The organism is Pseudoclavibacter sp. JSM 162008 (assembly GCF_041366455.1).
GTDB lineage: Bacteria > Actinomycetota > Actinomycetes > Actinomycetales > Microbacteriaceae > Pseudoclavibacter.
The window spans coordinates 194,757-215,154 of sequence record NZ_JBEWYX010000001.1 but is presented as its reverse complement, the minus strand read 5'-3'; the positions used below and the strand labels follow the sequence as shown (position 1 = coordinate 215,154).

The following is a 20,398-nucleotide window of genomic DNA, read 5'->3' as shown; positions in this document are numbered from 1 at the left end:
CCGCGATCAGGCCGGTTGCTGGCCGGACGGTGATCAGCTCGACTGCTGGCGGACAAGAGCGAACCCCTGTCGACGCCGACCGAACACGCGAGAACTCGAACAGATAGCCGACATCTGCACCGGAAGGCGGCCTGGGCGACCGCGTCTGACGGTCGAGCCGGCGGCAACAAGCAAGCTTGACAGTCACGGTGACGTGACGCTGGCATCAGTGGGTTTACGAGGCCGCCCCAGGTCCACGTCACCTTGACTGCCAGAACGCAGCCCTTGAGAGACTTCGTCCGCCCGGGTTGGCCTACCAACGCCGGCGAGTTGACCGGAGACAGAGGGGGCGATGTCATCACTCGATCACCCGACGACCGAGAACTCGATGCGGACAGTCAAGGTGACGAGACGCGCAGAGCGGCGAACTGCCGAGGCTGTCGACACCGACCCTTTCCCAGGACGGGATCAGCGAGCACGCAGAGGCGCAGGCCGATCACGCGGGCAGCCTAACCGGGCCAGCCCAGCCCGGCCCATCCTGGAAGCGCTCGATCGATTCGCCGAACGCGCTGGTCGGAGGCGCCGAACGCTACGCGGCGACGGGGTTCTGCGAAGTGGCGGTCTCCTCACCTCCCGGCGGGATGCGGCACCACGATTCCGCGATGAGGCCGACGGCCAGCAGGACGGCCGCGCCGATCACCGAGACGACGGCGTGCCAGATGGGCTCTTCCGGCGGCACCGTGCGTGTCACCGCGAACGCGAGAACGCCCAGCGCGACACCGGCCATGAGCGACGAAGCCAAGCTCGCCGCACGCGCGAACGCCAGCACGCGGAACGCGTACTGCGGGTCGACGCGCTTTCCCCTGACGTCGTCGACCTCGCGGCCGTGGCGTTCGTGGCGGTCCGCGCCACCACCGGCCCCACCGCGCTCGAGACCAGACGCACGCCGCCGCGACTCGGCCTCGCGGCGCTCACGCCACAGGCGGCGCGTGTACGCCCGGATGGGCCACGCGAGCCACAGGAGCAGCGCCGCGAGCACGACCAGCGTCAGGGGCATCGTGAGCGGCGGCGCCATGACGGGACGACCCGAGGTCACGAGCCAGGTCTCCACGCACCACGCGAGCACGCCCCCGATCACGACCAGCCCGACGAGCAGGCCAGGTCGCGTTCTGCTCGCGAGGTTCACTGCACGATCCGATCGACTCGATCCGGAGCGGCCGCCCGCAACTCCGCGACGCTGCCGTGCGGGGCGAGCTGCGCGCGCGGGTCGACCTCGAGCCACGGGGCCAGGACGAACGCACGCTCGTGCGCCCGCGGATGCGGGAGCTGCAGCTCGCCGTCGCGGAGCTCGCCGGACACCTGGATGAGATCGAGGTCCAGCGTTCGGCTCCCCCAGCGCGTCTCGCGCGTACGGCCGTGCGCATCCTCGATGGCGTGCAGCGCCTGCAGAAGGTCTTCGGCGGGCAGATCGGTGTCGACGAGCACCACAGCGTTTCGGTAGGCGGGGGCCTCTTCGCTGACGCCCTTGAGCGTCAGCGCGGGTGTCTCGTAGAGGCTCGAAGCGGCGACCAGCTTCGTGCCTGGCAGCTCCGAGATGCTGCGCAGGGCGGAGGACAGGGTCGCGTCGCGATCGCCGAGGTTGGCGCCGAGCGCGATCACCGCCTGGCGAACGCGTGTCGGCAGCTGGGCGGACGTGGCGTTCGGAGCGCCACCGGCGCGGCTCACGACGGCCGCATCGGACGGCGAACGCTCGTCCTGCTCGCGCTGCGCGATCGGCGAGAAGAGGTCGCCAGCAGGCTCGATGCGTGGCAGCGGCACGTTGGGGGCTCCCCCGGAGTCGAGGACGATCGACGCGTCGGAGGCGGTGTGCGCGGCGGCGGCCGCTTCACGCGCGAGGAAATCGTCCTCGGCGCTCGCCGACGCGGCGGTGCTCGGAGCCGCAGCGGGAACGGCGGCAGGAACGGCCGTGGCTGCCGTCTGGGCGCTGGGCGCCTGGACCGCGTGCGCGGCCGCCGATTCCAGGTACTCCCCCGGAGCGGCCGGCCGATGCCGCAGGATGCTCACGGCGACATCCTCGAAGTCCAAGGCGACAGGCGCCTGGGGCTTGTGCACCGTGATCCGCACCGCCACCGCGTCGTCGAAGCCGAACGTGGCCGCCGCCAGGCGCTCGGCCAGCGTCTCGATGAGATCGACCGGCTCACCGGTCACGATCGCGTGCAACGCGTGCATCCACTCGCCGTAATGCAGGGTGTCGCCGATGTGATCGCTCGACGAGGCCGCGGCCGCGTCGACCCATGCCTCGGCGTCGACGTAGAAGTCCTGCCCGTCCCGGCGCTCGTGCTCGAACACCCCGTGATGGCCGCGGGCGTGCATGCGCGTGATGATGATGCGGTCCAGCTCGGGCTCCGGGACGCCTGTGCGGCGGGCAGGCTCTGGCGTAGCCGTTGCTGCGAGCTCGGACGGGACCTGACCGGCGACGCTGTTGGTCGCACCGACGACCGGCTCGCGCACGAACGCGTGCTCGTGCGCATGCCCGCGGGCAGCGTCAGCGGCCGCACTGCGTGTGGCGGTGGGCGCATCCGCCGCGCGTCTGGCGTCCAGGTTCGGCTCGTGTCCGCTCGAGTGATCAGTCATCCTGTGCTCCTTCACGCCACGCGTCGACGACATCCAGCGCCACGCGGTTCGCCTCGACGTTGTGCACCCGAACGCCCCAGACGCCCGCCTTCGCGGCGAGCGCCGTGATGACCGCCGTCGGCAGGTCGCGCTCGGTCACGTCCGCATCCGGTCCCAGCATCTCGCCCGTGAAGCGCTTCCGCGAGGCCCCCACTAGCAGCGGATGCCCGAGCGCCACGAACTGCTCCAGCTCGCGCAGCACGGCCCAGTTGTCGTCGCGGCGCTTCGCGAAACCGAGGCCGGGGTCGAGCACGATCTGCGACGGGTCCAGCCCGGCGTCGACGGCGCGGTCCCGGGCACCCGCCAGCTCGGAGAGGATCTCGGCGGCAGGGTCGCGGTAGTCTGCGAGCTCGTTCATGCGCACCGAGTGCCCGCGCCAGTGGCTCAGGATGAACGGGTTCCCGCTCTCGGCGACGAGGCCGAGCATCGCGGGATCGGCCAGTCCGCCCGACACGTCGTTGACGTACTCGGCGCCGAGCTCGAGTGCGGCCTCGGCCGTCTTCGCGTACATCGTGTCGATGCTCACGAGCACGCCGAGCCCCGCGAGCTCCTTGATGACCGGCAGGACGCGCGCGGCTTCCTCCTCCTGCGGCACCCGCACGGCGCCGGGGCGCGTGGACTCGCCACCCACGTCGATGATGTCGGCGCCCTGTGCGACGAGCTCACGCGCACGTCGCAGCGCACGCTTCGTGCGGCGATTCTGGCTGAAGAGATCCTCGAACTTGCCGCCGTCGCTGAAGGAGTCCGGCGTGATGTTCAGGATGCCCAGGATGCGCGGCCGCTTCGGGATCGCAGGCTGCAGCAGGTTCGTGAACCGCTGCGGCAGCTCGAACGGTCGCGTGTTCACGGGGCCGGAGTCCTCCGCCCACTGCTCACCCGTCGCCGCGTCGAGCTGCGCGTCGCGCTCGGTGACCTCGGCGGGCGCGTGCGATGCGGGTGCCGCCGCTGCAGTCCCTGCAGCCTCCGGCTCCGCTGCTTCTCGCGCTCCAGCCGTGTCGTCCTCGTCGGCTGACGCGGAGCTCGCCTGCGTCCCCAACCGTGGGTCGAAGCGCGCGCCGCGCAGCACGTGACCGACGATGGGCGCGGCGGGCGGAGCCGACTGACCGCTCGCGGCGGGCGTCGCGGCGGCCTCATCCGCGGCGACGATCGGCTGCGCCCCGATGAGCGAGATGATCTCGGCGCGAGCGATGGGCTCGGAGAGCTCGCCCCGCGCAGACACGGTCACGACGACGCCTGCCTGCTGCCGCGAGCCGCGAAGCCCGGCGCACGCGTGACTCGCCTCGATGATCGCAAGCGCTCCGCGGGCGTCGAGCGCCGTCATCATTGCGTCGACCAGCTCGTCGCCGAGGCGCTCCTGCAGGGTCGGTCGTGCGGAGAGCGTCTCGAGGAGCGCGTGCAGACGACCGAAGCCGACGATCGAATCACCGGGCACGTAGGCGAGGTGCACACGGCCAGAGAAGGGCAGCAGGTGGTGCTCGCACATGGATCTGAAGGCGAGATCGCGGAGGACGACGGGCCGCGACACGGGCGCGGTTGCGTTGTCCGCGGATGGAGCTGTGGACGCGGATTCGCGTGCGGAGGCAGATTCGGACGCGACGGCACTCGCAGATGCGGCGAGCGGAGCCCCGGATCCGGCCGCGCCGGATACAGCCGCGAACGGCTGCTGCGTGTCGGCGACGGGGAACCTGGCGCCAGCCAGAGGCGTGATCGCGTCAACCCCGATGCCGCCGAACAGCTCGAGCGCGGCCTCCGCGACCCGCTCGGGAGTGCGCGCGAGGCCAGGGCGGTCGGGGTCCTCGCCGATTGCCGCCAGGAACTCCCGCACGGCAGCCTGCGCGCGCGCAAGATCGACCCGCTCCGACGATCCGGAACCGACATCGTTCATTTGCAAGTCCTCACTCCGCAGCGCCCGCAACGCGGGTCGGTATCCATCCTCCCGCGAAACGAAGCCCGCGCGCATCCCCGCGGCACTCGCGCGAGTCGCGCGGCGACGCGAAGGCGTGCGTCCGAGGCGGAGGGGAGCCCTCCAGTATCGACATCATCAGCAACTGGCTCATGGAAGCGGGCGGCGGGCGCGGCGGCGCCCCCGACCGGGGCAGCGACGTCGTGCCGGGTGCAGGTTGCCTGGGCATCAACGCCTCAGGTTGACAGGCCACCGCCCGCCTCGAGAGGGTCGAAGGGCCACGCAAACCCCGGCGTAGCTGCCACGAAGTACGTACCGACGATGGGAGGAGCACCTATGACGACCGAACGCCCAGGCTTCCGGAGCTTCGCATCCACGCCACTCGCCATCACGCTCTGGGTGGCCACCGTCGCAGCAACTGCCATGTTCCTCGCGTTCGGCTGGAACCTGCTGCAGATGAGCATCCTCATCGTGCCCCTCGCAGTCGTCAGCATCGCCGTGACGGCGGCCGCTCTCAAGAAGACGCGCGGCTCCTAGCCACCATGCCCTGACCGCAGGTGCACGCACACACGAAGAAGGCAGGTTCCCATCGCCGGGAACCTGCCTTCTTCGTCGTGCATGCGGGGTCTAGAAGCCGAGCTCGGCGCCGCCATCCTGAGCGTGCTCGATCGGGTCCATCTGGTCGACCGGGATGTGCGGCTTGAGCGGCACGGGCGGCAGCGCGCTCACGGGCCGGTCGGGGCTGGAGAGCCACTGCGGGCGCTCGGGCAGCTTGCGCACGGGCGCGAAGATCTCTTCCAGCCGAACGTGGTCGAGCGTCTCCTTCTCAAGGAGCTCGGCCGCGAGCTGGTCGAGGATGTCGCGGTTGTCGTTGATGACCTTCCACGCCTCGTCGTGCGCCTGCTCGATGAGGAGGCGCACCTCGCGGTCGACGGTCTCGGCGACCGACTCCGAGTAGTTGCGACCTGCGCCGGCCTGCTGCCCGTAGACCGTCTCAGCGGAGGATTCCCCGAGCTTCACGGAGCCCACGGATGCGGTCATTCCGTACTCGGTGACCATCTTGCGGGCCGTCTTCGTGGCCTTCTCGATGTCGTTGGATGCGCCCGTCGTGGGGTCGTGGAACACGATCTCCTCCGCGACGCGGCCGCCCATGGCGTACGACAGCTGGTCGAGGAGCTCGTTGCGGGTGACCGAGTACTTGTCTTCCAGCGGAAGCACCATCGTGTAGCCGAGGGCGCGACCGCGCGGGAGGATCGTGATCTTCGTCACCGGGTCGGTGTGGCGCATCGCGGCGGCGGCGAGGGCGTGGCCGCCCTCGTGGTACGCCGTGATGAGGCGCTCCTGGTCGTTCATGACGCGGCTGCGACGCTGCGGTCCGGCGATGACGCGGTCGACCGCCTCGTCGAGGGCCTCGTTGTCGATGATCTGCGCGTTCGAGCGGGCCGTGAGCAGCGCCGCCTCGTTGAGCACGTTCGCGAGGTCGGCACCCGTGAAGCCGGGCGTCTTGCGCGCGATGACGCGAAGGTCGACGTCCTGCGACAGCGGCTTGCCCTTGGCGTGCACGCCCAGGATGCGGGCGCGGCCGTCGAGGTCTGGCGCGTCGACGCCGATCTGGCGGTCGAAGCGGCCTGGCCGCAGAAGCGCCGGGTCGAGCACGTCCGGACGGTTCGTCGCGGCGATGAGGATGACGTTCGTCGAGCCGTCGAAGCCGTCCATCTCGACCAGCAGCTGGTTGAGGGTCTGCTCGCGCTCGTCGTTACCGCCGCCGATGCCGACGCCACGGTGACGACCGACGGCGTCGATCTCGTCGACGAAGATGATGGCGGGCGAGTTCTGCTTGGCCTGCTCGAACAGGTCGCGGACGCGGCTCGCGCCGACACCCACGAACATCTCGACGAAGTCGGAACCCGAGATGGAGTAGAAGGGCACGCCAGCCTCACCCGCGACGGCGCGGGCGAGCAGGGTCTTGCCGGTTCCTGGAGGGCCGTACAGCAGCACGCCCTTCGGGATGCGGGCGCCGACCGCCTGGAACTTGGCCGGCTCCTTGAGGAACTCCTTGATCTCCTGCAGCTCCTCGAGCGCCTCGTTGGCACCGGCGACGTCGTCGAACGTGACCTGCGGGCTCTCCTTCGAGACGAGCTTCGCCTTCGACTTGCCGAACTGCATGACGCCGCGGCCACCGCCGCCACCCAGACCTCCAGCGAAGAGGATCCAGATGAAGAAGCCGATGAGCAGCAGCGGGAAGAGGATGCTGACGGCCGACAGCAGCCAGCTCGGCTGAGGCACGTCGTCGTCGTAGCCACCGGCGGGAGCAGCCGTGTCGACGGCCGACACGACGTCGTCGGCGCGCGCATCCACGAAGTAGAACTGGACATTCTGGCCGTATTCGGGGTCGGCCTGCGCCAGCTCCATGTCGACGCGGTTGTCACCGTTGACGATGACGACCTTGTCTGCCTTCTTTTCCTGGAGGAGCTGAAGGCCCTGCTGCGTCGTCACCTCGCGGGTGCCGCTGCCGTTGATGAGGCTGAAGCCGAGGCCGATGACCAGCACGGCGAGCACCACGATGAAGATCGGGCTCTTGAGGATCTTGGTAACTTGCTTCATAAGTCGAGACTCGAGTGGCGTGCTCGGTGCCTTTCAGCCGGTTCTTCGCCAGCGCACCGGGGCGCGCGATCGAAAGTCATGGTACTCGGCACCACCGACACGGGTCTCCAGTGTTCGCTGAAGGCGCGCGGATGCACCGGGTCGCGCTACCCGGCCTACTCGCCGCCGTACACGTGCGGCTGCAGCACGATGATGTCGCGCAGGTGGCGGTACTGCTCGTCGTAGTCGAGGCCGTAGCCGACGACGAACTCGTTGGGCACGTCGAAGCCGACGTAGCGCACGGGCACATCCGACTTGAGGCGCTCCGGCTTGCGCAGCAGCGTGCAGATCTCCACGGATGCGGGGCCGCGCGATTCGAGGTTCTGCTTGAGCCACGACAGCGTGAGGCCCGAGTCGATGATGTCCTCGACGATGAGCACGTGCCGGCCAGTGAGGTCGGTGTCCAAGTCCTTCAGGATGCGCACGACGCCGCTCGACTCGGTGCCGGAGCCGTAGGAGCTCACGGCCATCCAGTCCATCTTCAGCGGGATCGTCAGCTCGCGGGACAGGTCGGAGACGACCATGACCGCGCCCTTCAGCACGCCGATGAGCAGCGGCTCGCACTCGGCGTAATCAGCCTCGATGCGGCGGGCGATCTCAGCGAGCTTCGCCTGGATCTCCTCTTCCGTGATGAGGACTTCGCGGACGTCGTTCGGGATATCAGTGGCGCGCATCCTGGCTCCTGGGGTGTTTCAGCGCTCGAAAAGACGAGCGTGGTGTGCGGCGGAACGGGTGAAGCTAGGCGGTCTCGTCGAGGTGGTCGTCGTGCGCGGAGGCCGTCGCACCGAACAGGATGCGGCCCTTCTCGCGCTCCACCCGGATGCCGGGGAGGTCGACCGGGCCCTGACCGCGCCACTCCGTCGCGAGGGCCGTGACGGCCATCGTGTGGCGACGCGTGAGGGAGACGCCGAAGCCCTGCTCGGCGACGATGCGGCAGATGCGCTGGCGCAGCGCGGGAGGCTGCGCGACGATGCCGCCGACGTCGAGGGAGATGCGGCCGTCATCATCGGTGTTCACGATCTCGTGCGCCCACTCGAGAGCAAGCGCATCGAGCGTCTCAGAGTCTTCGCGGAGCGTCGTCGCCGTGCGGGCGAGCGCCTCGGAGATGCCGGGGCCGAGCTCCTTCTCGAGGAGCGGCAGCACCGTGTCGCGCACGCGGACGCGGGTGTAGGCGGGGTCGCTGTTGTGCGGGTCGATCCACGGCGTGATGCCCTGGTCTTCGCACGCCTGGACCGTCACCTGGCGGTGCAGGCCGAGCAGCGGGCGCAGCAGCGTTCCCGTGACGGGCGCCATACCGTGCAGGCTCTTCGCGCCGGAGCCGCGAGCGAGGCCCAGCAGCACCGTCTCGGCCTGGTCGTCGAGCGTGTGGCCGAGCAGCACCCAGGATGCGCCGGTCTCGACGCGCACGGCCTCGATGGCCTCGTAGCGGGCCACGCGGGCAGACGCCTCAGGGCCGGCCCCCAGGTCCTCGACATTGACGCGCACGACGCTCACCGGGGCGAGGCCAAGCTCAGCCGCCTGCTCCGCAGCGTGCTCGGCGATCTTCGCCGAACCCTCCTGCAGGTCGTGGTCGATGATGACCGCGCCGGCCTCGACCTCGAGGCGCTTGGCCTCGAAGACGGCGGCAGCGGCAAGAGCAAGAGAGTCGGGTCCGCCACTCAGGGCGACGAGCACACGGTCGCCCTTTTGCACACGCCCGAGGAGCGAACCACGGACGGCTCGGCGAAGGTCGGCGACTGCTGGAGTGAGGCGAGGGCGATCTGACACAGGTACAGCCTAAACGCGCCCGCGCGAACCGTCACGCTCGGAGCCGCAACAAGCGCCGCCGGAGGGGCAGCGAGGCGCGGTGGCGGGCAGCAGGCTCAACGCTTGCGGCCGAAGAGGAAGTACGAGATCGGACCCACGAAGTTCACGAGCGAGAACGCACCCCACGCGAGTCGCGAACCCCGCACTTCGGTCGGCTTGCGACGCACGAGGCTCAAGAGCGCCGCGGCGAGGAGGGTGAACTGCACGCCGGCGACAAGAGCCGTCCCAAGCGACAACGCGTGCGGAAGCGCCTGGCCCGTCCCCTCCCGAAGCGGGATGAACGGATCGAGGTGCAGCGCTTCCTTGAGATCAGCCATGCAGACCAGCATGCCACGATCCGTCGCCGCCGCTCCAGCGGAGCGTCACAAGGCGAGGCGCCGGCATCCGCCGCCGCCGATGCCGACGGAAAGCGCGCATCCGCACCCCCAACTGAGGCGCATCCACTACCCTGAAGCCGAACGAGACCAACGGTTTCGTGCGGCGAGCAGCGCCCCACAGGGCCCCGCCGACAAGCCACAGAGAATGAGCGCCGCCAGGCGCAACGAAGGAGCGCCATGGGCAGCTACGACGTCGTCATCGAAATCCCACGCGGAAGCCACAACAAGTACGAGGTCGACCACGAGACCGGCCGCGTCTTCCTCGACCGCGTGCTCTTCACGCCGTTCGTGTACCCCGTCGACTACGGCTTCTTCGAGCACACCCTCGCCGACGACGGCGACCCCCTCGACGCGCTCGTGCTGCTCGAGTACCCGCTCTTCCCCGGCGTCGGCCTCAAGGTGCGCCCCGTCGGCGTGCTCAACATGGCAGACGAGGCAGGCGGAGACGACAAGATCCTCTGCGTCCCCGCGAAGGACCCCCGTTGGGCCAAGATCCAGGACCTCGGCGACGTCGACGACTCCACCAAGGACCAGCTCAAGCACTTCTTCGAGCACTACAAGGACCTCGAGCCCGGCAAGTGGGTCAAGGTCGAGGCCTGGGGCGACGCCGCCGCCGCCGAGGCGATCATCGAGCGCTCCATCGCGCAGTACAAGCCAGCCGAGTAGGCACCGTTCGCCGGTTCGTCCGGCGGCAGGCTGACGAGAGCCCCGCATCCCCACGTGGATGCGGGGCTTCTTCGTGCGCCCGGTGCGCGCTGCGGCTGCGGCTGCGGCTGTCCAACATGCGTGCAATATCGGGGATCTGCGGCCCCTAAGGCCCGGAATCGCGCGAAATCGCACTGATGTTGGACAGACGTCGAGCGCAAGGGGTCGTCGCGCCGGCAACCGCCGCCGACGTCAGACGCAGAAGGGCGGCTCCCCGCCGAAGCGAGGAGTCGCCCTTCTGCGCGCGCTGGGTCAGCCAGTGCGAGCGGGGATCAGTAGTAGTAGATGCCTGCCGAGGCGAGCCACGGCTTCGGGTCCATCAGGGTGCCCCAGTACTTCAGCTCGAAGTGCAGGTGGCAGCCCGTGGAGGAGCCGGTGGTTCCGGCGTAGGCGAGCACGTCACCGGCGTTCACGGTCTGGCCGACGTAGACGTTGATGCCGCCGTCCATGATGTGCGAGTAGGAGACCTGGGTGCCGTTGCCGAAGTCGAGCACGACGTGGTTGCCGAACCCGCCGTTGTAGCCGGCGTAGGTGATCGTGCCGCTGTGCACTGCGTAGAGCGGGGCTCCGCAGGTGCCGCCGTTGACGCCGAGGTCGAGGCCGTTGTGCATGCGGTAGGTGCCGAAGATCGGGTGCAGGCGCATGCCGTACTCGTCGGTGACGACGCCGCTGCTGATCGGTCCGTAGTAGCCGGCCAGCACGCCGCTCGGGGTCTCCGGAGTGGTCGGTGCGACAACCTCGGGCTCTGGTTCGGGCTCCGGCTCGAGCTCGACGTCAGGCTTCTGCGGTTCCTCGGGGAGGATCTCGATGTCGGGCTTCGTCGGGTCGGGCTCGGGTGCCGTGGTCGGCGGCGCGGTCGTCGGCTCCGGGGCCTGTGTCGGTTCCGGCGCCTGCGTCGGCTCCGGGGCGGTCGTCGGCTCCGGGTCCGTGGTCGGCGCTGGCTTGACGGGGTCAGGGTTCGGGGCGGGCGACTCGGCGGGAGTGGTCGGCTGCTGGGGCGCGACCGGCGCGGTCGGGTCTGCCGTGGCCGTCGGCGGGGCAGAGGGCTGGCGAGGAGGTGCAGCCTGTGCCGGCGGGCGCAGCGACTCCGGGGCGACAGAGGTGTCCGTCGGGTCTGCTGGCGCGAGCGGGGCGGATGCCTCTGGGACGTCCGTGGAGATGTCGGGCTTGGCTGGCGCCTGGACGCCGGCTGCTTCAGCGTCGGCGACGGCCTGCTGGTACGCCTCTTCCTGGTAGGCGGCCGCGGCTTCTGCACGCTCGCGGTTCGTCTGCGCGACCTGCTCCTGACGGAGCTTCTCACCGGCTGCGTAGTCGCTGGCGGTGACGTCGCGCTTCTCCTTGAGCGGCGCGAGCATGGCCTGGAGGTCGGCCTTCTTGTTGTCGGCGAGGTACTTCTCGTTCTGGAGGACAACCTGCTCGGCCTGCGCGGCGTCGAACTTGGTCTTCGCGTCGGCTTCGAGCTTCGCGAGCTCGTCGTGCGCGGTTGTCGCCTGGGTGCCGAGGACGTCTGCCGTGTTCTTCTCGGTGACGGCCTGGTTGTAGATGCCGTCGGTCTGCTCGGAGAGCTTGCTGATGGTGCCGAGCTGGTAGAGCAGCGTGTCGGCGTCACCTGGGTTGAGGAAGAGGGCGAGCTTGGGGTCGCCTGCGCCGCGTGTGCTCATGGCGGCAGCCAGCTGACCGGCCTTCTCGCGTGACGTCGCGGCCTTCTCTTCGGCCGCATCCGCCTGCTCCTGCAGGATCGTGACCTCGGCGAACTTCTCGCTCGACGCGGTCTGCGCCTTGCCGTGCTCTTCGCCAGCGGCCTGCGCTTCGGAGGCTGCTGCGGTCACCTTTGCGTCGAGGTCGGCGATCTGCTGCTCGATCTCGCTGATGAGCGATTCCTGGCGGTCGACGTTGCCCTCGGCGGCGACGACGTCTTCCCACGTGGCGTAGTCATCGTCGGCGGCGAATGCGGGGCCGGCGGAGAGCGCAAGCGCGGCCAGCACGGCGGCGGATGCTGCGCTCACGAGCGGGGTACGCCAGCGGTCGCGGAGTCGCAGGGGCTTCCGGCTCCTGGTGGCGGGCATTCGCTCTCCTCGTGATGGATCTTGGGTGCGGAACGAGGCGGACGCCTCTGCGGCAACGCGAGACTGCATTTACCACTGCAGTCACTCGTTTCACACCAACAACACGAGAAACAGTAACAAGTTTGTCAACATCTGCCTAGCGCGTCACAGAGACCCGGGTGAGGAAACCTGTACCGGGTCGTCGTGTGGGCCGGAATCCCGCGCGTCGTGGGGAACATCCGGATACGTGGAAGCCTGCGCGCGCACCCGACCACGTCCGGTGCGACACGCCGAACGAGCCGCGATGCGGCGCCGGATTTGCCGCGAGCCGAAAACGCCCCTATGCTCTCCTCTCGGTAGTCAAGTCAGCTACAAGCACTCGGCCCCATCGTTTAGCGGCCTAGGACGGCGCCCTTTCACGGCGTTAACACGGGTTCGAATCCCGTTGGGGTCACGGTCGTGACAACACCAGGTGCTGGGATGCTGTACATTGAACTGTCGCAATCGAATACGGATGGATCAGCCCAGGCTGAGACACCACAGTAAGGCCCTGTAGCGCAGTTGGTTAGCGCGCCGCCCTGTCACGGCGGAGGTCGCGGGTTCAAGTCCCGTCAGGGTCGCCAAGCAGCTTGCCCTCTTCTCGAAGAGGGCAATTTGCAACGGCGACGAACATCAGTGCGTCGCCACGAGGCAACAGCCTCCGGCTCTGTAGCTCAGTTGGTAGAGCGCACGACTGAAAATCGTGAGGTCACGGGATCGACGCCCGTCGGAGCCACTGAAACCCCGCCTAGCTTCTACATGGCGGGGTTTCTTTGCGTCCGCGGGGGAACGAGGCGATAGACGCGCCGTGCCCGCCCCGCGGTGAAGCCGGCGCGCACGTAGCGCTCGTGCAGCGCATCCGTCGCCGCGGCCGCGACCAGGATCGAGCCGGGCGGTGCCTGCTCGATCAGGCGCCTCGCGAGCATCACCGCGGTCATGCGGGTGCCGGGAAGCTGCGCCAGCGCCGCGACCATCCACCGCTCCCCCTTGGGGGTCTCCGGCCCGGACGCCGAGAGCGTCGTCCCTCCCGGCTGCACCAGCGCGATGACAGCTCCGATGAGCAGCGCCGCGTAGGCGAGCATCCCGAGCAGCAGCACGAGCATGGTGTCGAACAGCAGAATGCAGGCCACCCAGAGCGCAAACGCCGCAGCCGTGACGAGCCCGACGACCACCCCGTCCAAGATCGGCCGTCGCCGCGCGAAGAGCACGGTTCCCGTGCGCGACGCGTCGAGGTAGAGCCCACCTCGAAGGGTCATCGGCACGATCGAGAACGCGTAGATCGGCACCGACAGCACGGCCAGGGGCGTATTCGGGGTGGATGCGCGTGCCGAGATCCACGCGGCGCGCGGCAGATCGCGCAGGGTCGACGGACGGGGAGCCTCTTCGGGGGAACGTGGGGGCATCCCGGCCAGGCTATCGGGGCGTCTTGTGCGGTGCATCCGGCTGAGACTCGGCGCAGACCTTTGGGAAATGCGGGCTCATCCCGGAACGAGGCTGCGCTTCCCACACCTCTGCGGAGGAGGAACGTGTGGCGCGAGCGGATGCGGGCGGGCCCCGCCGACGCCGAGGTCTACGCCGTGACGTTGACCTTGATCTCGTGGTGCCCGGTGGCACCGTCGGGGACGACGTCGGCGCGCGCATCCGTCTGCACCTCGCCGTCGCTGGAGGTCGCGCGGACGCGCACGGAGTGCTCGCCGGCTGGGGCGTCCCAGTCGAGCTTCCACTGCAGCCACGTGTCGTCGGAGATGGGCGCGGCGAGCTCAGTCGGCATCCACTCGCCGTCGTCGATCTGCACTTCGACGGCCTCGATGCCCGTGTGCTGCTGCCACGCGAACCCGGCGATCGTCGTCGGACCCGCGTTCAGGCTTCCGGCGCTCGGCACATCGATGCGCGAGCCGATCTTGATCGGCCCCTCGGCGCTCCACCCGCGGTCGGTCCAGTATGCGTTGACCCGGTCGAAGCGGGTGACCTCGAGGTCGACGACCCACTTCGTCGCCGACACGTACCCGTACAGGCCTGGCACGACCATCCGCACCGGGAAGCCGTGCTCGGCGGGCAGGGGTTCGCCGTTCATGCCGACCGCGAGGATCGCGTTGCGGTCGTCGGTGAGCGCGCCGATGGGGGTGCTGGCGGTCCAGCCGTCGGCGGACTTCGAGAGCACCATGTCGGCGTCCGCCTGCGGGCCCGCGCGCTTGAGCAGATCGCGGAGCGGGTAGCCGAGCCAGAGGGCGTTGCCGATGAGACCGCCGCCGACCTCGTTGGACACGCACATGAGGGTCGTGATGCTCTCCTCGAGCGGCAGTGCGAGCAGCTCGTCCCAGGTGATGGTCACCTCGTTGTCGACGAGGCCGTGGATGCGCAGCGACCAGCCCTCGGGGTTCACGAGCGGCACGCTGAGGGCCGTGTCGATGCGGTAGAAGTCGGCGTTCGGGGTGACGACGGGCGGGAGGCCCGGGATGTCGAACTGCGCGCCCGCGGGGACGGCGGCGGCCTTCACCGCGGCCGCGGGCAGGGCGATCGCCTCGCGGACGGCCGTGACGGCGCGAGTTCCGGCGGAGAGCGCGGCACCTGAGGCGGCCGCGATCGCGCCGACGATGAGGGATGCCCCCGAGTAGATAAGGAAGCGGCGGCGGTCGACGCCGGCTGGCGGCGCGGCCGACTCCCTCGAGCGCTGGCGGGCCCGCTGCTCAGCATCGGCGAGCGTCTTCGAGAGGAACTGCAACGTCAGCACAGCCACCACCATGGCGAGCAGCGGCGGCACGGTATCGAGGGGCGAGAAGGGGGTACGGGTGGCTACAGCGACAGCACCGATCGCGGCGATGAGCCCGATGAGCACGCGCCCCCACGGCGGACGAGCCCGCTCGAGCACGCCGGCGACCGCGGCGACGACGAGCAGCACGACCGCGACGAGCGCGATGAGGGCGATCTTGTCGGCGGTCCCGAAGAGCGCGATCGCCGTGTCCTTCGCCCAGGGCGGTGCGAGGTCGATGAGGAGGGCCCCCACCGCGACGATCGGGCTCGCCGTGGTCTGCAGGAACGCGGCCGCAAGCTCACCGAGGCCGACTCCGAGCGCCGCCGCACCGATGCCGGCGAGGCCGGCGGGGGCTGCGCCGCGGAGGCGTCCGCGACGCGATTGAGCCACTGCGAGGCTGGGTTCGGGGGACATGGCGGACACGGTACGCGCGCTGGACCCGGCCGGGCTGAGTGCCGGTGGATTGCGTGAATCCGCTGTGAATGCCGCCCGCCTCGTGACCCGGATGCCGGCGGCGGCGAGGCGCCGCGGGTGCGGTCGCGGATGCGGCCTGACAGACTAGAGGCTTTGTGCCGCCTCTCCTGGCGCACGAGCATCCGGCGCCGCCCCCGACCCCGGCGCCCGGGAAGGGCCGGTTTGTCAGCGCTCAACGTCCTCGTCAATCTCCTCCGAGGCGCGCTCATCGGCGTGACGGAGATCATCCCGGGCGTCAGCGGCGGCACCATCGCCTTGCTGATCGGTGTCTACGAGACCCTCATCGACTCAGCTGGCCATCTCGTGCGCGGCGTCGTGCGAGCCGCCGTCGACACAGTCCGCGGTCAAGGCCTGCAGCGCGCACGCGAGCACTTCGCGCAGGTCAGGTGGGGCGTCGTCCTGCCCATCGGCATCGGGATGCTCGTGGCGATCGTCGTCGCCGCCCGCATCGTCGCGCCCCTGGTCGAGGCGCACCCCGTCGCATCACGCGCGCTCTTCGCAGGGCTCATCGCCGTGTCGCTCATCGTTCCGGCCCGGATGCTCGGCGCCCGCTGGCAGGTGCGCGACTACGCGATCGCGGTCTCCGCCGCCATCCTGAGCTTCGTGCTGACGGGACTCCCGTCTGCGAACGACGCTGACCCATCCCCCATCGCCATCCTCGTCTCGGCAGCCGTCGCGGTCTGCGCGCTGGTGCTGCCCGGGGTCTCCGGATCCTTCGTCCTCGTCACGACTGGCATGTACGAGCCGACGCTGCGCGCCCTCAACTCCCTCGATCTCGGCTACATCGCGCTCTTCGCGGTCGGCGCTGTCACGGGCCTCGCGCTCTTCGTGCAGGTGCTGCTGTGGCTCCTCACCAAGCACCGCCGCGTGACCCTCGCCCTCATGACGGGCCTCATGGCCGGGTCGCTCCGCGCCCTGTGGCCGTGGCAGACCGAGGACCGCGAGCTGCTCTGGGCGTCCGGCGACGTCGTCGGCCCCGTGCTGTGGTTCCTGCTCGGCGCCGCGATCGTGGCTGCGCTCCTCATCGCTGAAGGACTGCTCGTCCGGCGAGCGCTGCGCAAGGCACCAGGCGCACACCCGGCGCCCTGACCGTGCCGCGCCTTGGTCCCGCAATCCCACAGGCCCCCCAGTGTCGGTGGTGCTCGCTAGCATGAGTGACGCATCCACTCGACAGCAGGGAAGTGCCTGATGAGCCTCGTTCCATCGGATCCGTACGCATCGCAGCCCGAAGACGACACCTTCGGCTCGTCCGACGCCAACCACGGGCCGTCCTCGCCGGCCGCCGGCTGGTACCCGGACCCCACGGGCAGGCAGCGATACTGGGACGGCACCCAGTGGGGGCACTACCCGCCCACGCAGGCACCAGCCACCAACGCACCCGTGCTCTACCAGCAGACGGTTGTGGTCAGCGGGGGCAAGGAAGTCGGCATCACGTACGTGCTCGCGATCTTCCTCGGCGGACTCGGCATCCACAACTTCTACCTCGGCCGCACGGGCATCGCCATCACGCAGCTCGTGCTCTACCTCGTGGGATTCGCGACGTCCTGGCTCGGCATCGGCCTGCTCCTCGTCTTCGGAGTCGCGATCTGGGTCATCGTCGAGCTCTTCCTCATCCCGCAGTTCGTCCGAGAAGCCAACGCGCGTCTCGCCGGGGCTGGCGCATACTCGGCGCATCAGGGATATGGGCCCGCTGGCGGCGGCGGGCAGTACCCCGGCCAGTACTAGCGGGCGGGTGAGCGGCTCCCCGTCACGTCTACGCGAACATGCCCTCGATGGGGCCGCGTGCGAAGTAGATGAGGAAGCCGACGGCGACGATCCACAGCAGCGGCGACACCTTGCGCGCCTTGCCGGTCAGGGTCTGCACGAGCACCCACGAGATGAAGCCCGCGCCGATGCCGTTCGCGATCGAGTAGGTGAGCGGCATGATCACGATCGTCAGGAAGACCGGGAGGGCGACAGAGAAGTCGTCCCACTTCAGCTCGCGCACCTGCGACACCATCAGCACACCGACGACGACCAGCGCCGCGGCCGCCACCTCGAGCGGGACGATCTGCGTCAGCGGCGTGAAGAACATCGCCAGCAGGAACATGACACCGGTCACGACGCTCGCGAGTCCCGTGCGGGCACCTTCACCGACACCCGCGGCGGAGTCCACGAAGATCGTGTTCGACGAGCTCGAGGTCGCTCCTCCCGCGACCGCCCCGATGCCCTCGACGACCAGCGACGACTTGAGGCGAGGGAAGTTGCCCTGCTTGTCCTGCAGACCCGCTTCGCGCGTGAGACCGGTCAGGGAGCCGACCGCGTCGAAGAAGTTCGTGAACACGAGCGTGAAGACCAGCATGACGCCGGCCAGGATGCCGATGCGCTCGAACGCACCGAAGTCGAACGCACCGATCAGGCCGAGGTCCGGCACCGAGACGATCTGCGTCGGCAGCATGGGCACGTTGAGCGACCATCCGCCCTCGTTCTCGAACGCAGGGCCGAGCTTCATGATGGCCTCGACGATCACCGCGACGACCGTCGTGCCGACGATGCCGATGAGCAGCGCGCCCTTCACACGACGGGCCATGAGCACGCCCATCACGATGAGGCCGATCACGAAGATGAGCGTCGGAACCGTCGTCACCGAACCACCCACACCGAGCTGCACGGGCGGCGACGCGTTCCCCGATGACGTGACGAAGCCCGCGTCCACGAGCCCGATGAACGCCAGGAACAGGCCGATGCCCACCGTGATCGCGGTCTTCAGCTGCGGCGGCACCGCGTGGAAGATCATCTCGCGCAGGCGGGTCGCCGACAGCACGACGATGACCAGGCCGTTGATGACCACGAGCCCCATCGCCTCGGCCCAGGTGACCTGCTGCACGACGTTGACGGCGAGGAAGGAGTTGATGCCTAGACCGGCGGCGAGGCCGAACGGCAGATTCGCGATGACGCCGAACAGAATCGTCATGACGCCGGCCGTGAGCCCCGTGACGGCGGCCACCTGCGAAGCCTGCAGCCAGCCGCCCTCGACGTCGAGCGTCGCCTGATCCTGCGAGAAACCGCCCAGGATCAGGGGGTTCAGGATGACGATGTACGCCATCGTCATGAACGTGACGAGGCCACCGCGGATCTCGCGCGGCACGTTCGAACCGCGGTGCGTGATCTCGAAGAACGTGTCGAGGCGCTCCTTGAACGTCGACCCGCTGCCACGTCTCGTCGGCGCGACCTGGGTTGCACGCGTTGGCGTCGCAACGTGTCCGCCGCCGCCTTCCGCCTGCTCGTCGTCGACTGCGGACTCGTGGCTGTCGCTCATGCGGCTCCCCTGATCGTGCTGCTCGCGGTACAGGCACAAGCGTAGTCAGCGCGCGAAGCGCCCGTCGCCCCCTCGACCGCTCTGCGCCGCCCTGTTCCGCTCGAGCGCCAGGGTGACGCGCGGCATCGACAATCAGGGTGACGTGAGCTGGATCCCCGTCGCCACCGAGTTGGATCTCACTCCTACGTCACCTTGGCTGGCGCGCGACGGCGGCCACCGCATCCCCTAATCTCGTAGAGGTCACGCGCCGATCCCCCGCGCAGGCCGATCCCCGCCGAACGACCTGGAAGCGAGACCGCCGTGGCATTGCCCTGGAAACTGCACGGAGACGGAAAGAACGTCCCCGCAAGCGAGATCGTGCTGCCCGAGGAGCGCCTCACCTGGCCGCGCACCATCGGCCTCGGCGCTCAGCACGTCGTCGCGATGTTCGGCGCGACGTTCCTCGTGCCGCTGCTGACGGGCTTCCCGCCGTCCACCACGCTGCTGTTCTCGGGCATCGGCACGATGCTGTTCCTCCTCATCACCCGCAACCGCGTACCCAGCTACCTCGGCTCGTCGTTCGCGTTCATCGCGCCGATCCTCGCGGCCGTCGCCTCCGACGGGCAGGGTGTCGCACTTGCCGGCATCATCGTCGTCGGCGCGCTGCTCGCGGTGGTCGGGCTCATCGTCAACCTCGCGGGTACCCGCTGGATCAACCTCCTCATGCCGCCCGTCGTCGCAGGCACGATCGTCGCGCTCATCGGCTTCAACCTTGCCCCGGCGGCGAAGAACAACTTCGAGGCGTCGCCCCTCGTCGCGTCAGTGACGCTCCTGACGGTCATCGTCGTCGCGGTCGCCTTCAAGGGCATGGTCGGGCGTCTGTCGATCCTCATCGGCGTGGTCGTCGGCTACATCGTGGCCGCGTTCATGGATCAGGTCGACCTCGCGGGATTCGACGATGCCGCCTGGATCGGCCTCCCCACGTTCACGGCTCCGGTCTTCGCCGCCGAGCACCTGCTCGTCTACCTGATGTTCGTGCCGGTTGTGCTCGCGCTCATCGCCGAGAACGTCGGCCATGTGAAGGGCGTCGGCCAGCTGACGAACCGCAACCTCGACCCGATGGCGGGCCGGGCCCTGCTGGCCGACGGCCTCGCGACGGTGCTCTCCGGCTTCGGCGGCGGCTCCCCCACCACCACGTACGGCGAGAACATCGGCGTCATGTCGGCGACGCGCGTCTACTCGACGGCCGCCTACTGGGTCGCCGCGATCGCCGCGATCCTCCTCGCGCTCTCCCCCAAGGTGGGAGTCCTCATCGCGAGCGTCCCGGCCGGCGTGCTCGGCGGCATCACGACGGCCCTCTACGGACTCATCGGCATCATCGGCGTGCGCATCTGGCTCGAGAACAAGGTCGACTTCTCGTCACCCACGAACCAGTTCACGGCGGGCGTCGGCCTCATCGTCGCGATCGGCGACTTCACGATCAACAGCGGCCAGGTGACGTTCGGCGGCATCGTCCTCGGCACCGTGGCGACGCTCGTCGTGTACCACCTCATGAGCGGCATCGCGAAGCTCCGCGGATCCGACGTCGATGAGGCCGGCGACGACCTCGTCGCCGGGGCCGACGGGGCAGCGGATGCGGAGCGGGCCGCGCGCTAGCCGGGCACGAGCAAGCTGCGCCGTTGCGTGCATCCGACGCCGCGCGCTCGGGGGCGTGCGCGGCGACGC

At 69.4% G+C, this 20,398-nt stretch carries 16 protein-coding genes and 3 tRNA genes; 8 read left to right on the top strand and 11 right to left on the bottom strand.

Annotated elements, in window-relative coordinates:
- Positions 1-568: 568 nt before the first annotated feature.
- Genes ABVF28_RS01000 through folP form a run of 3 tightly spaced genes read right to left on the bottom strand, consistent with a single transcriptional unit; the run spans position 569 to position 4,537 of the window.
- Positions 569-1,165, bottom strand: a complete 597-nt coding sequence (locus ABVF28_RS01000; protein ID WP_371029156.1) for a DUF3180 domain-containing protein — start codon at positions 1,163-1,165, stop codon at positions 569-571.
- A complete protein-coding gene (folK, locus tag ABVF28_RS00995) occupies positions 1,162-2,613 on the bottom strand; it encodes a 2-amino-4-hydroxy-6-hydroxymethyldihydropteridine diphosphokinase (RefSeq protein ID WP_371029155.1) in 1,452 nt (483 codons plus the stop codon). The genes ABVF28_RS01000 and folK overlap by 4 nt, the downstream gene beginning before the upstream one ends.
- Complete coding sequence (gene folP / locus ABVF28_RS00990; RefSeq protein WP_371029154.1) at positions 2,606-4,537, bottom strand: dihydropteroate synthase; 1,932 nt, start codon at positions 4,535-4,537, stop codon at positions 2,606-2,608. Before folP ends, folK begins: the two co-directional genes overlap by 8 nt.
- A gap of 354 nt (positions 4,538-4,891) precedes the next feature.
- Between folP and ABVF28_RS00985 the strand changes: the two genes are divergently transcribed.
- Complete coding sequence (locus ABVF28_RS00985) at positions 4,892-5,092, top strand: hypothetical protein (protein WP_371029153.1); 201 nt, start codon at positions 4,892-4,894, stop codon at positions 5,090-5,092.
- A 90-nt stretch (positions 5,093-5,182) separates the two neighbouring features.
- Here ABVF28_RS00985 and ftsH read toward each other — a convergent pair whose 3' ends face one another.
- The 4 genes from ftsH to ABVF28_RS00965 all read right to left on the bottom strand — a co-directional run bounded on the left by ftsH (position 5,183) and on the right by ABVF28_RS00965 (position 9,321).
- Positions 5,183-7,159, bottom strand: a complete 1,977-nt coding sequence (gene ftsH / locus ABVF28_RS00980; RefSeq protein ID WP_104310490.1) for an ATP-dependent zinc metalloprotease FtsH — start codon at positions 7,157-7,159, stop codon at positions 5,183-5,185.
- A 155-nt stretch (positions 7,160-7,314) separates the two neighbouring features.
- Entirely contained in the window at positions 7,315-7,872 is a 558-nt protein-coding gene (gene hpt, locus ABVF28_RS00975; RefSeq protein WP_104251707.1) for a hypoxanthine phosphoribosyltransferase, read from the bottom strand.
- Positions 7,873-7,936: 64 nt separating this feature from the next.
- The gene (tilS, locus tag ABVF28_RS00970) at positions 7,937-8,965 is read right to left on the bottom strand and encodes a tRNA lysidine(34) synthetase TilS (protein ID WP_371029152.1); all 1,029 of its coding nucleotides are present in this window, start codon (positions 8,963-8,965) and stop codon (positions 7,937-7,939) included.
- Positions 8,966-9,060: 95 nt separating this feature from the next.
- Positions 9,061-9,321 carry a PLDc N-terminal domain-containing protein gene (locus ABVF28_RS00965; protein WP_104310610.1) on the bottom strand — a complete coding sequence of 87 codons (261 nt, stop codon included), beginning with the start codon at positions 9,319-9,321 and terminating at the stop codon, positions 9,061-9,063.
- A gap of 237 nt (positions 9,322-9,558) precedes the next feature.
- Here ABVF28_RS00965 and ppa point away from each other — a divergent pair, with 237 nt between their 5' ends.
- Positions 9,559-10,047, top strand: coding sequence for an inorganic diphosphatase (gene ppa, locus ABVF28_RS00960; RefSeq protein ID WP_068479635.1), 489 nt, complete (start codon positions 9,559-9,561; stop codon positions 10,045-10,047).
- 311 nt (positions 10,048-10,358) lie between these two features.
- On the opposite strand, the gene ABVF28_RS00955 is transcribed toward ppa, so the two are convergent.
- Positions 10,359-12,152: a peptidoglycan DD-metalloendopeptidase family protein gene (locus ABVF28_RS00955; RefSeq protein ID WP_371029151.1), complete on the bottom strand. Its 1,794-nt coding sequence runs from the start codon at positions 12,150-12,152 to the stop codon at positions 10,359-10,361.
- A gap of 360 nt (positions 12,153-12,512) precedes the next feature.
- Here ABVF28_RS00955 and ABVF28_RS00950 point away from each other — a divergent pair.
- The 3 genes from ABVF28_RS00950 (at position 12,513) to ABVF28_RS00940 (ending at position 12,906) form a co-directional block, all read left to right on the top strand.
- A tRNA-Glu gene (locus ABVF28_RS00950) sits at positions 12,513-12,585 on the top strand.
- Between the two features lie 92 nt (positions 12,586-12,677).
- A tRNA-Asp gene (locus tag ABVF28_RS00945) sits at positions 12,678-12,754 on the top strand.
- Positions 12,755-12,833: 79 nt separating this feature from the next.
- Positions 12,834-12,906: transfer RNA gene (locus tag ABVF28_RS00940), tRNA-Phe, on the top strand.
- Between the two features lie 19 nt (positions 12,907-12,925).
- On the opposite strand, the gene ABVF28_RS00935 is transcribed toward ABVF28_RS00940, so the two are convergent.
- Both ABVF28_RS00935 and ABVF28_RS00930 read right to left on the bottom strand, forming a co-directional pair.
- Entirely contained in the window at positions 12,926-13,573 is a 648-nt protein-coding gene (locus ABVF28_RS00935; RefSeq protein WP_371029150.1) for a hypothetical protein, read from the bottom strand.
- Between the two features lie 167 nt (positions 13,574-13,740).
- Entirely contained in the window at positions 13,741-15,336 is a 1,596-nt protein-coding gene (locus ABVF28_RS00930) for a molybdopterin-dependent oxidoreductase (RefSeq protein WP_371029149.1), read from the bottom strand.
- Between the two features lie 222 nt (positions 15,337-15,558).
- On the opposite strand from ABVF28_RS00930, the gene ABVF28_RS00925 reads away from it, so the two are divergent.
- Together ABVF28_RS00925 and ABVF28_RS00920 are read left to right on the top strand one after the other, a co-directional pair.
- The gene (locus ABVF28_RS00925) at positions 15,559-16,485 is read left to right on the top strand and encodes a DUF368 domain-containing protein (RefSeq protein WP_371029148.1); all 927 of its coding nucleotides are present in this window, start codon (positions 15,559-15,561) and stop codon (positions 16,483-16,485) included.
- Between the two features lie 99 nt (positions 16,486-16,584).
- Entirely contained in the window at positions 16,585-17,121 is a 537-nt protein-coding gene (locus ABVF28_RS00920; RefSeq protein WP_371029147.1) for an NINE protein, read from the top strand.
- A gap of 28 nt (positions 17,122-17,149) precedes the next feature.
- Here the strand turns inward: ABVF28_RS00920 and ABVF28_RS00915 are convergent, their stop codons facing one another.
- Complete coding sequence (locus ABVF28_RS00915; protein ID WP_371029146.1) at positions 17,150-18,694, bottom strand: NCS2 family permease; 1,545 nt, start codon at positions 18,692-18,694, stop codon at positions 17,150-17,152.
- Between the two features lie 300 nt (positions 18,695-18,994).
- On the opposite strand from ABVF28_RS00915, the gene ABVF28_RS00910 reads away from it, so the two are divergent.
- Positions 18,995-20,329 (top strand): uracil-xanthine permease family protein, encoded by a 1,335-nt coding sequence (locus ABVF28_RS00910; RefSeq protein ID WP_371029145.1) that lies wholly within the window; start codon positions 18,995-18,997, stop codon positions 20,327-20,329.
- Positions 20,330-20,398: the final 69 nt, after the last annotated feature.